Genomic DNA, 18,675 nt, shown 5'->3' with positions numbered 1-18,675 from the left:
GTGTGACGATGAGCCTGATCAAGCGTTGCATCCTCTTGCTGGGCGCGCTGCTGCTCGGTGCCTGTTCCCAGCCCGCTGCGGATTTCGTCACGCCGGCGCAGCGGCCGGTGCCGAACAACGAAGCGCCCTGGCCGAAGAACCATGTGCTGGGCATCGCCTACCACGATATCCAGGACCGCAACCCGGACCAGCGGGTGGTGGCGGTACGCACCGATCGGCTGCTCCAGCAACTGGCCTGGCTGCGGGAGAACGACTACCGGCCTGTGACCGTGGACCAGATCCTGGCGGCGCGTCGGGGTGGGCCGGAACTACCGGCCAAGGCTGTGCTGCTGAGTTTCGACGATGGCTATTCCAGCTTCTATACCCGGGTCATGCCGGTGCTGCGCAGTTATCGCTGGCCGGCCCTGCTGGCCCCGGTGGGCACCTGGATCGACACCCCGGCCGACCAGCCGGTGAACTTCGCCGGGGAGCTGCGACCGCGCTCGCAGTTCCTGACCTGGGCGCAGATCCGCGAGATTTCCCGTTCCGGGCTGGTGGAGATCGCCGCCCATACCGATAGCAGCCACCTGGGCATCCTCGGCAACCCCCAGGGCAACATGCAGCCGGCCGCCGCCACCCGCCGCTACGACGCCGCTACCGGGCGCTATGAACCCGAAGCGGATTTCCAGGCGCGCATGCGCAAGGACGTGAACACCATCTCGGACAAGATCCTGGCCGCCACCGGCTATCGTCCGCGGGTCTGGGTCTGGCCCTACGGCACGGCGGATGGCTCGACCCTGCAGGTGGTCGATGGCCAGGGCTTCAAGCTGGCCCTGACCCTGGACGACGGCCTGGACCGCCTCGACAACCTGATGAGCAGCCCGCGCCTGCTGGTGGTTTCGGACCCGGACGGCATCCACTTCTCCAACAGCATCGTCGGCGTGGAGACCGCAGCCCCCATGCGCGTGGTCCACGTGGACCTGGACAACGTGTACGACCCGGACCCCAAGCAGCAGGAGATCAACCTCGGCAAGCTGGTGCAGCGCATGGCCGACCTGGGCGTCAATACCGTGTTCCTCCAGGCTTTCGCCGATCCCAAGGGCGATGGCCTGGTGCAGTCGCTGTACTTCCCCAACCGCCACCTGCCCATGCGCGCCGACCTGTTCGACCGGGTCGCCTGGCAGTTGCGCACCCGAGCCCATGTCAAGGTCTACGCCTGGATGCCGGTGCTCAGTTTCGATCTCGATGCCCGGTTGCCCCGGGTCACCCGCTGGGACCCGCAGACCGGCCAGGTGGCGGTCGATCCGAAGCAGTACCGGCGGCTGTCGCCGTTCGATCCGCAGGTACGACGGTTGATCGGCGACCTGTACGAGGATGTGGGACGCATGACCTCGGTGGACGGCATCCTGTTCCATGACGACGCGGTGCTGTCCGATTTCGAGGACGCCAGCCCCGAGGCCCTGCGCGCCTACGCCGCCCAGGGCTTGCCGGGCTCCATCGCCGAGCTGCGCGACGACCCTGCGGCCTTGCAGCGCTGGACCCGCTTCAAGAGCCGCTACCTGATCGATTTCACCCATGAGCTGGCGGCCAAGGTCCGGGCGATCCGCGGGCCCCAGGTGCAGACCGCGCGCAACCTGTTCGCCGAGCCGATCATCAATCCCCAGAGCGAAACCTGGTTCGCCCAGAACCTCGACGATTTCCTCGCCAGCTACGACTGGACCGCGCCCATGGCCATGCCGCTGATGGAAGGCCAGAGCGCCCGGCATTCCGGGCCGTGGCTGGAAGCCCTGGTGGACCAGGTGCGAGCCCGCCCCGGAGCGTTGCAGCGCACGGTCTTCGAACTCCAGGCCCGGGACTGGACCCAGAAGCCCGCCAGCGACCTGCCTGCCGGGCAGATGGCCGACTGGATGGGACGGCTCAAGCGCCAGGGAGCGATCAACTTCGGTTACTACCCGGACAACTTCCTCGAGAACTCACCGGACCTGAAGACCTTGCGGCCCGCCCTCTCCAACAAATGGAGTCCATGAATCATGATGGATCGTATCTTCGCTGTGGTGGTTCTGGCGCTGGTCATGGGGGTGCCCCTGGGCCTGATCTTCGTGGTGACAGGCGAGTTCCTCATGGACTTCGTCTTCTACTACCCGTTGTTCATGTCGGCGTTGTGGATCGCCGGTGGCCTGTATTTCTGGCTGCACTGGGAGCGTCACTGGCCCTGGAGCGACGACACCCTGCCGCCGCCGCTGGCCGGTGAACCGCTGATCAGCATCCTGATTCCTTGCTACAACGAAGGGGAGAACGTCGCCGATACCATCCACGCGGCGCTGGCCCAGCATTATCCGAACATCGAAGTGATCGCCATCAACGATGGCTCCAAGGACAACACCGGGCAGATCCTCGACCAGCTGGCCACTCTCGATCCGCGCCTGCGGGTGCTGCACCTGGCCCAGAACCAGGGCAAGGCCGTGGCCTTGCGCATGGGCGCGGTCGCCGCCCATAGCGAATACCTGGTATGCATCGACGGCGATGCGCTGCTGGCGCCCAATACTGCGGCCTACCTGGTGGCGCCGATGCTCGACAACCCGCGCCTGGGCGCGGTGACCGGCAATCCGCGCATTCGTACGCGCTCGACCCTGGTGGGTCGGGTACAGGTCGGCGAGTTCTCCTCGATCATCGGCCTGATCAAGCGCACCCAGCGGGTGTTCGGCAAGGTCTTTACCGTCTCCGGAGTGATCGTCGCCTTTCGCCGCACGGCGCTGCACCGGGTGGGTTACTGGAGCCCGGACATGATCACCGAGGACATCGACGTCAGCTGGAAGCTGCAGCTGGACCACTGGTACGTGTTCTTCGAGCCCCGGGCCCTGTGCTGGATCCTGATGCCCGAAACCCTGCGCGGCCTTTGGAAGCAGCGGCTGCGCTGGGCCCAGGGTGGCGCCGAGGTGCTGTTCAAGAACATCCGGGGTATCTGGGAGTGGCGGCATCGCTACTTGTGGACCTTGCTGTTCGACTATTGCCTGTCCACCGGCTGGGCGTTCACCTTCCTGCTGTCGGTGATCTTCTGGGCCCTGGGCAAGTTCATCGTCATGCCCGAGGCCATCGCGGTGCACAGCATCGTGCCACCGGCCTTCACTGGCCTGGTGCTGGCGATTGTCTGCCTGACCCAGTTCGCGGTCAGCATCCTGATCGACCGGCGCTACGAGAAGGATCTGTGGAAGACCATGTTCTGGGTGGTCTGGTATCCATTGGCGTTCTGGTTCATCAGCCTGTTCACCACCCTGGTGAGCTTTCCCAAGGTGCTGTTCAGCGAGCGGCAGAAGCGTGCGCGCTGGGTCAGCCCGGACCGTGGCATCAAGCCCGTCGATGACAAAGAGGAGGCGCGCTGATGAAAATCATCCGGACTCGCCAGCGTCCATTCCTGGTGGTGGTCGACGTCTTCTTCACCCTGCTGGCCTGGGCCGCACTGCTGTACCTGCTGATCCGTGGACTCTGGCCACTGATCTACAGTCATGAAGGCCCCCGGTTCGAGGCCGGCGTGCTCGATGCCCTGACCACTTTGCAGTTCTATGGACTGGTGGCGGTGATCAACGCCGTGCTGCTGATCTCCTGGGCCCGCTATCGCCAGCGGCGCAGTCGCAAGTATCCGCCGCGCCTGCCGGCACCAGCGGTGGATGACAAGCGCCTGAGCGAGACCTTCAAGCTCAGCGATGCCACGTTCGCCCAGATGCGCCAGCCCGGCAGCCTGATCGTGCACAACGATGAAGAGGGTGGCATCAGCCATGTCACCACCCAGTTCTACCGCATTCCTCCCGACAGCCAGCCGCATCCGCCCCTGGTGGCGGAGCCGCCGCCGCGAGTGATCCACCTGCGCTCCGAGGACGACGAGGGCAAGCCCTAGGCGTCACCTGGCTGGTGGCAAATCGGGCGTCGATTGCACGGAACCCGGATCGGTTGATCCGGGTTTTTTATTGTTCTGATTTTTATAGGTTCAACTTCAGCTGTTTATTTAGTTCATTTAAGAGATATCTGAATGTTGATCAATGACTGATGTTTAAAGTGACTGTCCGTTAGTTGCAGGAATATGCTCTCCGCGCTCCATTCGGCCTTCGGGGTCCGACATCGGCCAAGCGGTTTACAGCCCGGTTACCCGGGCTTTGCGGCCGTTGGATCAAGGGGTTTGTCGTTACGCCACCCTTTATGCCAAGGGTGTAAACAACCCCCTGATAGATAAATAACTTCCTTGTTTCCTGGCGAGTTGGAACGCTGTTTTCCCTCGGACGGAAAACACGCTGAGGAACCGGCAAGCGTTTGCTTGAAGTGGCCGTTGGATAATTGACGCCAGCGTAGTGGCACATTAGTATCGCTCGCGCTGTTGACCCCTGCAGTATGTTTCGAAGGACCGAACATGTTTTTTCCTACCCTCGGGATGAGGTTGTGTTGTGTGCTGTCCTGCCTGTTGTATCTGGCAGGCTCACTGAACAGTGCCTCAGCAGCCCCGATGAACAATCCTGGTGACCAGGAACTGATCCGCGATCGCCAGAACCGCCTGCTGGAAGAGCAGCAGCGGCGCCTCGAGGAGCTCCAGGACCTGCCCGGCAAGAGCGCTGTCCCCGTGGCGCCGGCGGCCCCGACTGACAGCCGCTGCTTTGCCATCGACCACATCGAGCTCAAGGGCGCCGACGCCCTGTCCGCCACCGAGCGCGAGCGCCTGCTCAGGCCCTACATCGGCCAGTGCCTGGGAGTGGCCCAGCTCAACCAGCTGCTCAAGGTCATCACCGACCACTACATCGAAAAGGGCCTGGTCACCAGCCGCGCCTACCTGCCGCAGCAGGATCTGTCCCGTGGCCACTTGCAGGTGCTGGTGGTGGAGGGCCGGCTCGAGGGCCTGAAGGCCGCCGAAGGCAGCAAGCTCACCGCCCGTGAGCTGGGCATGGCGTTTCCCGGCAAGGCCGGGCAGTTGCTCGACCTGCGGCAGATCGAGCAGATGGTCGACCAGCTCAACCGCTTGCCCTCGAACCAGGCGCAAATGGAACTGGCCCCCGGCCAGGCGGTGGGCGGCAGCGAGGTGCTGGTCAAGAACACCCCGCAAAAGCCCTGGCGGGTCGGCTTGTCCCGTAGCAACGACGGGCAGAGGAGCACTGGCGAGCAGCAATGGGGCAGTTCCTTCGAGTGGGACAGCCCCCTGGGCCTGGCCGATCAACTGGTGCTGCGCGGCGGCCACGACGCCATCAGCGATCACCAGAAGACCTCGCGCAACGCGATGCTCTACTACAACCTGCCGCTGGGCTGGTGGAACCTCAGCTATAGCTACAGCCAGAGCGAGTACCGCTCCCTGGCCCAGGGCCAGGGCTTCGACTTCAAGCAGACCGGCGACAGCCAGAACCACCAGTTACGCGTGGAGCGGGTGATCCACCGCGATTCGGTGAGCAAGACGTCCCTCAACGCCGGCCTGACCCACCTGCGTACCAACAACTACATCGAAGACAGCAAGCTCAGTACCAGCAGCAACCGCCTCAGCGAAGCGCAGTGGGGCATCAACCATGGCCGGCGCATCGGCGGGGCCTTCGTCAACCTCGACCTGGGCCTGCAAGAGGGGGTCGGCGCCCTCGATGCCCAGCGCCAGAACGAACGCGACAAGTACGGCAACCGCCAGGCCAACGCCCGCTACCGCAAGTACACCGCTACCGCCAGCTACCTGCAGCCGTTCAAGTTGTGGGACGAATCCCTGGTGTTCAGCAGCCTGGTCACCGGCCAGCGCAGCGAGGACATCCTCTTCAGCTCCCAGCGCATGAGCCTGGGCAGCCAGTCCTCGATCCGTGGCTACAAGGACCAGAGCCTCAACGGCGACAGCGGCTACTACTGGCGCAACGACCTGCGCTGGAGCCGCCCCGTGACCTGGACCTGGTTGCAGCCGGTGTTCGCCGAATACGGCGCCGGGCTCGGTTATGACGTCGGCGTCATCCGCAACGACCGCTACAACGCCGAGCAGCATGGCCGGGTGTCCAGCGACTCCATCGAGCTGTTCGCCCGTGGCAAGCACCTTGCTGCCAGCGTGACCTTCGCCCATTCCCTCGAGCGGCCAGATGCCCTGAGTGAACGCGAAGCACCGATCTACTTCCGCCTGGATCTTTTTCTCTAATTTCGCTCTTTACCCGAGATAAACGACATGGATGTTCGTCAGTTTGCCTTCCTGGCCCGCCAGCCTTCCGCAACCCTGCAACCGCGTGATTCGTTCTGGGGCCTGCCCAAGCGTGGCCTGGCGTTCATCCTGGCGAACGCGATGTTCTGGCAGCCGTTGCTGGTCATGGCCGATGGCATCGTGGTCAACGGCAGCGGCACCACGCTCGGCCAGGCGGGTAATGGCGTGCCCATCGTCAACATCGCCACGCCCAATGGCAGCGGCCTGTCCCACAACACGTTCAGCGACTACAACGTCGGCCAGCAGGGCGTCATCCTCAACAACGGCATCGACCGTACCCAATCCACGCAACTGGGCGGGATCATCCTTGGCAACCCCAACCTGGGCGGTCGCGCGGCCAATGTGATCCTCAACGAGGTCAACGGCGGCAGCCCCAGCCAGCTCAAGGGCTACACCGAAGTGGCGGGGCAGTCGGCCCATGTGATTGTCGCCAACCCCTATGGCGTCACCTGCAACGGTTGCGGCTTCATCAACACCCCGAAAGCGACCCTGACCACCGGCAAGCCGGTGATCGAGAATGGCCAGTTGCAGCGCTACCAGGTGGACCAGGGCAGCGTCGCCATCGAAGGCGCGGGCCTCAACGCGAGCAATATCGACCAGTTCGAAATCATCACCCGCAGTGCCAGGATCAACGCTCAGATCCAGGCCAGGCACCTGGCGCTGGTCGCTGGCGCCAACGACGTCGACGCCAAGACCCTCAAGGCCACCGCCCGGGCCGCCAACCCGGTGGATGCACCGCAACTGGCCATCGACTCCTCGGCCCTGGGCGGCATGTACGCCGGGGCGATCAAGCTGGTGGGCACCGAAGCCGGCGTGGGGGTGAAGCTCGACGGCAAGCTGATTGCCAGCGGTGGCGATATCCAGCTCGACGCCAACGGCCAGTTGCGCATGGCCCAAGTGACGGCCGAGAAGGGCGCGGTGGCGATCAAGGCCCAGGGCCTGGAGACCCAGGGCGCGGTGTATGCCGGGACCGAACTGAAGGTTGAAACCCAGGGCGACCTGCACAACCGCAACAACCTGGTGGCCCGGGACCGCATCACGCTCACCAGCGGCGGCACCTTGAGCAACCAGGGCATCATCGAGGCCGGGGTCAATGCCGACAACAGCCGCAATGCCCAGGGCGATTTGAGCCTGCGTGCGCAGAGCCTGGACAACGCCGGCAAGAGCCTGGTGGCCAGCCGTGATGTGAGCGTGACCACCACGCAAACCCTGGACAACCAGGGCGGCACCCTCAGCGGGCAGCGCCAGGTCACGGTCAATGCCGGAACCCTGGATAACCAGAACAAGGGCCGCGTGCTCAGCGCCGGTAACGCCGACCTGACGACCGGCCAACTGCGCAATGCCCAGGGTGGGCTGATCAACAGCGCCGGCCAGTTGAACGTCCGGGCTGCAGCCCTGGACAACCGGCAGGGCGAACTCTCGAGTCTGGCCGGCCTGAAGCTGCAAGTGGCGACGCTGGACAACGTCGCCGGGCTGGTCACGGCCGGTACCCAGTTGCACCTGAACGTCGACGGGGCCCTGAACAACCAGGGTGGCCAGCTCACCAGTTTGCAGACCCTGGACCTCAAGGCCGGGCAGGTGGACAACCGTGACGCAGGACGCATCGCCAGCAACCACAAGCTGACGGCCAGCGTCACGGCGCTGGACCAGCGCAACGGCGGACGCCTGACCAGCACCATGGCGCTGGACCTGGATCTGAACCAGGGCTTTCTGAACAATCAGGATGGCTTGATTCGTGGCCCGCGCCTGGTGCTGAACAACCTGGCGCAGGTCAGCAACCAGGACGGCGAGATCTCCAGCGCCCAGGCGTTCACGCTGAACGCCCAGGGCCTGGATAACCGCGGCGGCGAACTGCTGAGCGACCAGGGCCTGACCCTGCGCCTGGATCAGGCCCTGAACAACGTCAGCGGCCTGATCTCGGCCAAGGGCCTGACAGTCCGGGCGGCTGCGCTGGACAACAGCTCCGGCACCCTCACCAGCCAGGACGCGCTGAACCTGAACCTGGACGGCGCCCTGACCAACCACGAAGGGGAGCTGTCCAGCGGCGCCGATGGCGAACTGCACGCGGCCAGCCTGGACAACCACGCGGGCAAGCTGATCAGCGAAGCGCGCCTGACGGCCGTCATCGCCGGCCTGCTGGACAACCAGGACCAGGGGCACGTCAGCGCCCAGGGGGCGATGGCAATCCGGGCGGGCAGTGTCGACAACCGCCAGGGCCACCTCATTGGCCAGGACCTGCTCACCCTCGACAGCGCGCTACTGGACAACCGCCACGGCAAGGTCAGTGCCGGGCAGCGGCTGCAGCTCAACGTCGATAGCCTGGATAACCGTCTCAACGGCCTGCTGCTCGGTCGTTCGGCAGTCAACTACCGGGGCACGACACTGGACAACCGGGGCGGCTTGCTGAGCGGCGCCGGGCCGGTACGGCTGGATGCCGCGCTGGTGGAAAACGCCGGTGGCCGGATAGCCAGCCAGGCTGACCTGAACGCCAATGTCGAGCGCTTCCACCAGCAAAAGGGCGAGCTGGTGGCCCAGGGCAACCTGAGCCTGACGGGCCGTGTCCTGGATAACCGCGAGGGAGGCTTGGTCGGCGCTACAAAAGCGCTGGAACTCAAGGTCGACGACATCGACAACCAGCGCGGGAGCCTATCCGGTTCCACTGGCGTGAAGGTCAATGGCACGCGCCTGGACAACAGCAGCGGCAAGCTGCTGACCGACACGGACCTGACGCTGCAGGTTGCGCAACTGATCAACCAGAGCCAGGGCCTGGTCTCCGGCAAGGGCCAGGTGACCGTGCAAGGCCAACGCCTGGATAACCGCGAGGGCACCGTCTCCGGGGAGAAAGGCCTGGCGCTGCACCTGACTGGCAAGCTGGACAACACCCGGGGCGTGCTCACCACCGAAGGCGCCTTGGGGGCCAGTGCCGCCAGTGTGGATAACTCCACCGGCAAGTTCTCCAGCGCCGGCGCCCTGACCCTGGCCAGCAGCGGAGCCCTGGACAACCGGCAGGGTTCGATCAGCAGTGCCGCTGGCCTGGGGCTGGGCAGCTCCAGCCTGGATAACCGCCACGGCCTGCTCGATGCCAAGGGCCCGGCAACGGTGACCACCGGAGCCTTCGACAACACCGCCGGCGGTCGCCTGGTCAGCCTCGACAGCCTCGAACTCAAGGCCGGGCAAGTCAGCAATGGCGCCGGCAGCCGCATTGCCAGCGATGGCGCGCTGACGGCCAGCGTCAGTGGTTTCGATCAGCAGGGCGGCCAGTTGTTCAGCAAGACCTCGCTGAACCTGGACCTGAACAACGGTCAGTTGAACAACCGCCAGGGGCTGATCAACGGCCCGCTGCTGATGTTGAAAAACCTCAATGGCGTCGACAACCGCAACGGTGAGATCTCCAGTAGCCAGGCCTTTGTCCTGGCCGCCAACACCCTGGATAACAGCGCCGGCAAACTCATCAGCCAGCAGGCCCTGACCCTGCGTATCGAACAGGCCCTGGCCAACCTCAAGGGCCAGGTGTCCGCGGCGGCCTTGCAGGTGCGCAGCGCCAGCCTGGATAACCGCGACGGCATGCTCAGCAGCCGTGGGGCCACGACCGTGACCGTCGATGGCTCGCTGCTCAACCAGGGCGGCAGCCTGATTGGCGACGGTATTGTCCGGCTCGATGCCGCCAGCCTGGATAACACCCATGGCCAGGTGTCCGGCAAGAGCGATGTGCTTGCCCGGGTGGCGCAAGCCAGCAACCACAACGGGCTGCTGCTGGCCGATGGTTCGTTCACGCTTGAAGGCTCCGGCCTGGACAACCGCAACGAGGGTCTGGTCCGGGCCACCGGGGGCGTGAAGCTCCAGGTCGGCGAGATCGACAACCGTGGCGGCGAAATCTCCAGCAAGGCGGATGTGCACCTCAAGGGGCGGCAACTGGATAACAGCGACGGCGGCCAGGTGATCGCCGGGCAGGCCCTGGACCTGATGCTGGACAGCATCCTCAACCGCCACCAGGGCAAGCTGCAGGCGCAGACCGCACTGGCCCTGAACGGGACCCGCCTGGACAACACCGGCGGCAGCGTGAGCAGCCAGGAAGAGGTCACCCTGGAGCTGGCCGGTGACCTGCTCAACGACCAGGGTTCGTTGAGCAGCGAGGGGCGGTTGACGGTCAACACCGCGAATTTGCACAACCACCAGGGCGTGCTCTCCAGCGCCGGGCAACTGGGCATCACCAGCCTGGGCCAGGTGGACAACCGGGGCGGACAGCTGGTGAGCGATGCCGGCCTGGTCCTGCACAGCGCCAGCCTGGACAACACCCAACAGGGCACCCTGAGCAGCGCCCAGGCCCTGCAGATCACCACCGGGGCGTTCGACAACAGCCAGGGCGGCCACGTCAGCGCTCGCGACACCCTCGATGTTCACGCCGGCCAGCTGAGCAACCGCGACGGCGGTCAGCTCACCAGCAATCAGGCGCTGACCGCTACGGTCACCGGCCTCGACCAGCAGGGCGGCAAGCTGTCCAGCAACAGCGCCGTGACGCTCGACCTGAATCACGGCCAGCTGAACAACCAGGCGGGCCTGATCAACGGCCCGCTGCTGAACCTGAAGAACCTCAAGGGCGTGAACAACCAGGGGGGCGAGATCTCCAGCGCCCAGGGCTTTGTCCTGGCCGCCGAGCACCTGGACAACGGCGCTGGCAAGCTGCTCAGCAACCAGGCCTTGACCCTGCGCGTCAGCCGGGAACTGAACAACCTCAAGGGGCTGATCGCCGCCCAGTCCATCGATGGCCGCGCCGCCAGCCTGGACAACAGCGGCGGCACACTGACCAGTCGCAGTGACCTGCTGCTGAACATCGATGGCCAGTTGGGCAATCGCCAGCAAGGGCTGATCAATGCCACCCGTAACCTGACGCTCAACAGTGTCGGCCTGGACAACCAGCAGGGCACCTTGACCGCCGCCGCCATTGGCCTCGACCTTGGTGCCGGCGACCTGAACAACAATTTGGGCCTGATCAACAGCGCCGGCGTCCTGACCCTCGAGCACCTGCGGGACCTGGACAACCGCCAGGGTGAAATATCCACCACGCAGCAGCTGGAGCTGGCCGGGCGCCGGCTGGACAACGACGCCGGCACACTGATCAGCCACCAGGGCCTGAGCCTGAACGCCGGCCAGATGAGCAACCGTGGTGGCCTGATGTCTGGCTGGCAAGGGGTGAAGATCGATGCCGCGAACCTGGACAACCGCAACAACGGTACGGTCTCCAGCCGCTACGGCAAGCTTGAGGCCCGTGTTGCCAACGACCTGCTCAACCGTGACGGCGGGGCGCTGGTCAGCCAGCAGGACCTGAGCGTCAGCGCCGCCAACCTCGACAACAGCGAGCGCGGCGTACTCTCCAGTGCGGGCGGCCAACGCCTGAGCGTCAGCGGGCGACTCGATAACAGCCAGGGCGGCCTGATCGACAGCGGCGCCGACCTGGACCTGCAGGCCCAGACCCTGGTCAATGCCGCAGGCACGATCAACGCGCAGCAGCAACTGAGCGTGACCGGCACCCACCTGGATAACAGCGCGGGCACCCTGGCCAGCAATGGCGCGGTGACCCTCGACCTGCTGGGTGCCCTGGTCAATACCCGGGGCAAGCTGGCCAGCGCCGAGCAGTTGTTGCTCAAGCGCGCCAGCCAGGTCGACAACCAGGGCGGCGAGCTGATCAGCCAGGGGCTGCTGAGCCTTGCCGCCGGCAGCCTGGACAACCGCAACCGCGGTACTGTCGCGGCTAATGGCGCCTTGCTCCTGACCCTCGACGCAGCCTTGCAGAACAGCGCCGACGGCTTGCTCCACAGTCGCAACGCGGACGTGAAGCTCAAGGCCGGCAGCCTCGACAACGTGGCCGGCGTGATCCAGGGCCAGACGGCCCTGGACCTCGATGTGCAGGGCGCCTTCGACAACCGGCGCGGCAAGGTCATCGCCGAAACCGCCGACCTGGACCTTGCGGCCGCAACCATCGACAACCGTGGCGGCACGCTCTCCAGCCTCAAGGGCACCTTGCAAGGCAAGGCCCTGGGGGGCTGGCTGCGCAATGACTTCGAGCAGGACAACCCGCGCCAGGGCGGAATCATCCAGGCCCAGGCGCTGAGCTTGAGCAGTGCCAGCCTGAACAACCATGGCGGTCGTCTCGCCGCGCAAAGTGGCGACACCATCATCACCACCGGGGATTTCGACAACCGCGACGGCGGCGTGTATGCCCAGCAAGCGGTCAAGGTCAACGCCGCCAGCTTCGACAACAGCGGCGATGTGCGTGGCCAGGTCGCGGGCAACCGGATCGACTTCGACCTCAGCGGTGCACTGAACAACCAGCGAGGCATCCTGGAAAGTGCCCAGACCCTGAACATCCGCGCGGCTAGCCTGGACAACCGCAGTGGGCAACTGCGGGCGCTGGGCGCAGAGGGCCGTACCGGCTTGCAGATCGCCGGGGCATTCGATAGCCGTGCCGGCAAGCTGGAGACCGCCAACCGCGACCTGACCCTGGATGTCGGCAGCTTCCAGAACCAGGGCGGCAGCGTCTTGCACGCCGGCACCGGCACCTTCGATATCAGCACCGACAACCTGACCCGGGCCGGGGGCAACCTCGTGACCCGGGGCGGCCTGACCCTGGACACCGACACCTGGACCAACAGCAGCGTGATCCAGGCCGGCCGCCTGACCCTCAACGTCAACACCCTCAACCAGACTGCAGAAGGCCAGCTGCTGGCGTCCGAAAGCCTGGTGGGCCGCGGCGGCAACTGGTCCAACGATGGCCTGATCGCCAGTGATGGCAGCCTCGCCCTGACCCTGGGTGGGAGCTATGGCGGCAGTGGCCGGACCAGCAGCCAGGGCAACCTGGACCTGAGCGCCGCACAGTTGAACCTGGCCAGTGCCGGCAGCCTGGCGGGTGGCGGTCGGACCTCGATCGACGTGCTCGGGCAAATGAACAACCTGGGGCGCGTGACCTCCAGTAGCGATCTGCACATCAAGGCCGACACCGTGCTCAACCAGGGCACCCTGGCCGGCGCCCAGGGCTTGACGGTGAAGGCCCGCAGCTTGAGCAATGGCAGCCTGGAAACCAACGGCGGCGGGCTGCTGTTCAGCGGCGCCGACATGGACCTGCAGGTTACCGAGCTGACCAACAACCGCAGCGATATCTACAGCCTGGGCAACCTGGTGGTGGCTGGTCGTGACAGCGCACGGGCCGCCAGGATGGAGAACATCTCCGGCACGCTCGAATCCCAGGGCAACATGCAGCTCGATGTCCAGGAACTGATCAACCGCAAGGAAAAGCTGACCTACAAGAAAGAGTTCGTTTCCGGAAACATCACCGTTTCCAACTACTACTCGGGTAGCAAGCACCGGCAGACCGACTATTACGCCCGGGAGACCTTCCGCAACATCGTCGACGAAGATTCGCAGCAATCGCTGCTCCATGCAGCAGGCAACCTGGCGATCCAGGGCGGCAACATCGCCAATACCAACAGCACCATCAGCGCCACCGGCAACATCAGCATCGCTGCCGACAATCTGCTCAACAAGGGCGACGTGGCCGGGGAGTCCGTACGCACCCGCAAGTGGTATTCCGGCTGGGCCAAGAAAAAGAGCGACTACGCCTTCAGCGGTGGCTACGTCGCCGCCTACAACGCGCAGGCAACACCGACGCCGATCTCCGAGCAAGCGTTCAACAACTACACCTCCACCTGGGGCGGTGGCCTGGTCAGTGACATCACCACCGATTCGCAGGGCGTGGGGAGCGCTGTTTCAGCCGCCATCATCCAGGCCGGTGGCGCGGTTTCGATCAATGCCAGCCAGACCCTGGTGAACAGCTCGGTGACGCAATCCAAGCGCCCTGACAGAACCTCGCAGCCCGGGGTCGATACCTCGGTGCGCGGGGGTGTCGAGCCGGTGGTCGTGAAGCTCAATGCTCAACTGCCGCCAGACCTGGCCCAGCAGCAGGTCAACCCGCTGACCCTGCCAGGGTTCAGCCTGCCCTCGGGCCAGAACGGCCTGTTCCGCCTGAGCCAGCAAGACGGCAGCACCGCCACCGGGGCCGCGCCCCAGCAGTGGAGCATGGGCAGCGCCCAGGTCAGCAACGTGCAGCACCAGAAGGCCGTGCCCACGGGCGTGGAACGCGAGGTGACGATCACCGGCTCGACCCCGCTCCAGGCCCAGGCGCTGGAGTCACTCCAGGCCAATCGCCAGAAGGGTGAGCGCGCGACCGGCGCCACGGCGATCACTGTCGCAACGCCCGGTATCGAGACAGGCCCGTTGGGGCGGACCACGGTTGCCGATAGCCAGCCAACCGCGGCCTTGAACAACCAGGCCTCCGACCCTAGCTTGCTGAACATCAACCGCGTGCAGGGGTTGCCGGAGCGCTCCCCGGCGGCTCAGCCGCACAAGTACCTGATCGAAACCAATCCGGTGCTGACCGACCTCAAGCAGTTCATGAGCTCGGACTACCTGCTGTCCAACCTGGGTTACAACCCCGATGAAAGCGCCAAGCGCCTGGGCGACGGTTTCTACGAACAGAAGCTGATCCAGCAAGCGGTAACCGCCCGCACCGGCCAGCGCTTCATCAATGGCCAGGACACCGACGAGAAACTGTTCAAGTACCTGATGGACAACGCCATCAAGAGCAAGCAGCAGCTCAACCTGGCGGTGGGCGTGAGCCTGACCTCCGAGCAGGTGGCGGCCCTGACCCATGACATCGTCTGGCTGGAAAGCACCGAGGTGAACGGCGAGCAGGTGCTGGTGCCGGTGCTCTACCTGGCCCACTCCAACAACCGCCTGGCGCCCAATGGCGCGCTGATCGCCGGCAGCGACCTGAACCTGATCGCCGGGAAGAACCTGGACAACGCCGGCACCCTGCGGGCCACCCACAACCTCTCGGCCCAGGCCGGGCAAGACCTGGTCAACAGTGGCCTGATCGAAGCCGGCGAGCGCCTCGACCTGCTGGCCGGCAACACCCTGGTGAACAAGGCCGGCGGCATCATCGCCGGGCGTGACGTGAGCCTTAGGGCCAGCCAGGGGGATGTGATCAACGAGCGCACCGTCACCGGCCTCGACAGCGCGATTGGCGATCATCGCTTCCACAACGACCTGCTCGACAGCAGCGCACGGATCGAAGCGGCCAACCAGTTGAGCGTGGATGCCGGTCGCGACCTCCTCAACAACGGCGGCAGCCTGAAAAGCGGCGCCGACCTGAGCCTCAAGGCCGGTCGTGACATCCGCATCGCCTCCGTCGAGAAAATCGACAGCGCCGACCAGGGCGCCCACCACCGCAGCCAGACCATCACCCAGTCCGGCTCCACCGTGGAAGCCGGACGCGACCTCAAGGCCCAGGCAGGCCGCGACCTCACTGCCATCGCCAGCCAGATCGAGGCCAAGCGCGACATCAACATGACCGCCACCGAGAACCTGACCCTGGCCTCGGCAGCCGATGAAGAGCACGCCTACAGCAAGACCAAAAAAGTCACCCGCCAGCAAGACCAGGTCAAGCAAGTGGGAACCAGCGTCAAGGCGGGTGGTGATGTGAGTTTGGGGGCGGGGCAGGATCTGACCCTGATCTCCAGCCGGATCAGTGCTGGTGATGACGCGTACCTGGTCGCGGGTGACAAGCTGGAGCTACTGGCCGCCCAGGACAGCGAATACTCGCTGTATGACATGAAGAAAAAGGGGAGTTGGGGAGCCAAGAAAACCCAGCGTGATGAAGTTACCAAGGTCACCCACGTCGGGAGTGAGATCGCCACGGGAGGTGACTTGGTACTGGCCAGTGGTGGAGACCAGAAGTATCAGGCCGCCAAGTTGGAAAGTGGCAATGACATCAGCCTGAACAGCGCAGGGGCTGTCACCTTCGAAGGCGTGAAGGACCTGCATCAAGAAAGCCACGAAAAAAGCAGCAACAGCCTTGCCTGGACCAGTGCCAAGGGGAAAGGCAATACAGATGAGACATTGCGGCAGACCCAGATTGTGGCTCAGGGCGAGCTGATCATTAAGGCCGCCGACGGTCTGAAGATCGACATCAAACAAATCGACCAGAAGTCCGTTAGCCAGACCATCGATGCAATGGTACAGGCCGATCCGCAGCTAGCGTGGCTGAAGGACGCCGAGAAGCGTGGTGATGTTGATTGGCGTCGAGTTCAGGAAGTCCACGACAGTTTCAAGTACAGCCATTCTGGCCTTGGCCAAGGCGCGATGCTCGCAATCATCATCATCGTGACCGCTTTGACCGCAGGAGCGGCGAGTGGCGTGGTGGGGACGGCGTTTGCGGGTGCAGGTTCTGCCGGTAGCGGCACAATCATGGCCGCTGCAGGAAATTCCGCGATGGTTACAGCCGGGACCGCCGCAGGAACTGCAGCGGCAGGTTGGGCAAACGTTGCGGTCACTGCAGTTGTGACATCCGCTGCCAGTGGTGCGGCAGTTAGCACAATAAATAACAGAGGAAATATAGGCACAGTAATAAAGGATATTACGTCCAAGGACGCAATAAAGGGTTATGCCACTGGAGCGATAACTGCTGGTTTGACTTCAGGGGTGTTGGATAAGACTTTTGGAGTCACTGGTGACAACGTAAATAAAGTCACTAAGGGGTTTGACTTAGGCAGTATTAAAGACCTCGGGAAATTTGGGGCCTATCTGGGAGCTCAAGGGGTTGTCCAGGCAGGCGCACAAACAGTTATCCAAGGAGGTCGTTTTAGCGAGAATCTTAGTAAGTCGCTAACCGCACAAGGGCAGCATTTACTGCAGGCGGGTGCTTTCAACTGGGTTGGAGATGTTTCGGACAAATTCGACTGGAAAGAAGGAAGTTTGGAAAAAGTGGCTTTCCATGCACTTGTCGGCGGAACTCTCAGTAAGGCGACAGGTGGGGACTTTGCTACGGGTGCAGCTGCGGCTGGTGCTAATGAGGCGCTTATCTCGCACCTATCTGGTTTAATTGATAAAGATAAAAATCTTGAATTGATGTTTTCTCAACTTATTGGCATCAGTGCAGCTGCTGCTGTCAATGGTGATGTGGCCAAAGGTGCGGAAATTGCCAAGAACGCTACGGCATATAATCGCCAACTACACCCAGAAGAGCGTAAGCGTATCCAACAGCAAGCAAAGTTGTTGGCAGAGGAACAAAAAATTAGTGTTGTCGAGGCTGAACGTCGTTTGGCTGAAGCCTTTGCCTTCTATACGGATAAAGCCTGGCAAGAAAAGCTTGGCAGTACAGGAGTGGTGTTTTCAGACAGTACGTTAGCTCACTTGGGACAGGCGCTGGCTCCGTTAGGTGCCTTTTATGATGTATCAAGGGAAACTGTGGGCGATGTTCCTATTCCCGAATCGGTGAAAAAATACACACCCTCTGAAACATTGGCAATGCTGAAGAACTATGAGTCTACCCACGCCGACTTCTTCAGCCCGGCATTAAATCTTGAGTATATTACTGACCGTGAACAACGAAATTATTATGAAAATAATCTAAATCATCGGCGATATGATATTGCCGAAGAGGGGGTAGGTGCGGCGAAGGGCATTGGCAATGCCTTTAAAGGTGAGGCAGAGGGTATCTATGATTTTGGTAAGCGTTTAGTAGAAAACACACCTAACACTGTTAATGGTGTCACCCATGGCCTGATACAGCTTGCGAGTGATCCACCTGGGGTGATCGCTGCATTTAATAGTGCCAAGCAGGATGCAGAAAACCTTGCTCTTCTATATCGCTTACAGGGTAATCCCGGTGCGGCTCTTGAAGTAGATATGAAATGGGCAACTGAGTTTGCATTGAGTTTTGCGGTTATTAACCGGGTCGGAAAGCTCGGTAAGGTTGCAAATGCACTACGGGATCAGGAGTTGGCTGCAAAAGGGGGAGTTGCTGCTGAAAAAGCTGTTCTGCCGGCTGGTTATCGTGAGGGCGGTTCAGTAGGAGCTGCTTTCAATGAGACGGGAGGGTTACCAGAGGGTTATCGCCGGGTTATCAATAGCAAGACGGGTAATATCGAGGTTCTGGCGGCAGATGGAAAGTTCTATTATGAAACCAGTAATGGGCTGAAACCCAAGGCGGGAGGTAACCTTGCTGGATTGGTTGAGGCAGAGAAAAATATCGATTTGAAGGCACAAGCTTCAAAAATTACAGCCCCAATTGATTTTGATGGTCACATAATTAGAGCCGAAATAAAAGCAAATGGAAGTGTAGTCGGTGGACACTCGACTGTGACTGGTGATGTTCGCGTCATCCCTGGAACCGAGTCTGTTCCGAATGCCCAAGGCGTCTATAGTGCAAGAATTGAAGTAGTAGATCCCCGTAATTCTGGAGCGTATTTACCAAAAACAAACAACGGTGGTGTATCCACAATGTTCCCTAAGTCTTGGTCTTCTGATAAGATAAAAGTAGAAGTTGATGCCGCGTTCCAGAACAAAACAGTAGTAGGAAATAAATGGACCGGCACGACACCAAGTGGCGTAAAGGTTGAAGGGTTTATTAGCCCTAAAACTACCGTTTATCCGAAAATGTAGGTTTAGTT

The 18,675-nt window shown here is 62.8% G+C and carries 5 protein-coding genes; all 5 read left to right on the top strand.

Features of this window, described 5'->3' with window-relative positions; all coding sequences use genetic code 11:
• The first annotated feature begins 8 nt into the window (after positions 1-8).
• The 5 genes from pgaB (at position 9) to LGQ10_RS18250 (ending at position 18,667) form a co-directional block, all read left to right on the top strand.
• Positions 9-2,006, top strand: a complete 1,998-nt coding sequence (pgaB, locus tag LGQ10_RS18270; RefSeq protein WP_226522799.1) for a poly-beta-1,6-N-acetyl-D-glucosamine N-deacetylase PgaB — start codon at positions 9-11, stop codon at positions 2,004-2,006.
• A 3-nt stretch (positions 2,007-2,009) separates the two neighbouring features.
• The gene (gene pgaC, locus LGQ10_RS18265; protein ID WP_058437213.1) at positions 2,010-3,359 is read left to right on the top strand and encodes a poly-beta-1,6-N-acetyl-D-glucosamine synthase; all 1,350 of its coding nucleotides are present in this window, start codon (positions 2,010-2,012) and stop codon (positions 3,357-3,359) included.
• Entirely contained in the window at positions 3,359-3,871 is a 513-nt protein-coding gene (pgaD, locus tag LGQ10_RS18260; protein WP_058437214.1) for a poly-beta-1,6-N-acetyl-D-glucosamine biosynthesis protein PgaD, read from the top strand. Before pgaC ends, pgaD begins: the two co-directional genes overlap by 1 nt.
• A 507-nt stretch (positions 3,872-4,378) precedes the next feature.
• On the top strand, positions 4,379-6,112 hold the full coding sequence (locus tag LGQ10_RS18255) for a ShlB/FhaC/HecB family hemolysin secretion/activation protein (protein WP_319003932.1): 1,734 nt from the start codon (positions 4,379-4,381) through the stop codon (positions 6,110-6,112).
• Between the two features lie 27 nt (positions 6,113-6,139).
• The gene (locus tag LGQ10_RS18250) at positions 6,140-18,667 is read left to right on the top strand and encodes a DUF637 domain-containing protein (RefSeq protein WP_226522798.1); all 12,528 of its coding nucleotides are present in this window, start codon (positions 6,140-6,142) and stop codon (positions 18,665-18,667) included.
• The last annotated feature ends 8 nt before the right edge of the window (positions 18,668-18,675 follow it).

It is taken from the genome of Pseudomonas sp. L5B5 (assembly GCF_020520285.1).
Classification (GTDB): domain Bacteria; phylum Pseudomonadota; class Gammaproteobacteria; order Pseudomonadales; family Pseudomonadaceae; genus Aquipseudomonas.
This window is presented reverse-complemented; position numbering and strand designations above follow the sequence as displayed.

Coding starts and splice junctions, on each gene's coding strand:
- LGQ10_RS18250 (WP_226522798.1), top strand. CDS start 6,140: ATGGATGTTCGTCAGTTTGCCTTCCTGGCCCGCCAGCCTTCCGCAACC.
- pgaD (WP_058437214.1), top strand. CDS start 3,359: ATGAAAATCATCCGGACTCGCCAGCGTCCATTCCTGGTGGTGGTCGAC.
- pgaC (WP_058437213.1), top strand. CDS start 2,010: ATGATGGATCGTATCTTCGCTGTGGTGGTTCTGGCGCTGGTCATGGGG.
- LGQ10_RS18255 (WP_319003932.1), top strand. CDS start 4,379: ATGTTTTTTCCTACCCTCGGGATGAGGTTGTGTTGTGTGCTGTCCTGC.
- pgaB (WP_226522799.1), top strand. CDS start 9: ATGAGCCTGATCAAGCGTTGCATCCTCTTGCTGGGCGCGCTGCTGCTC.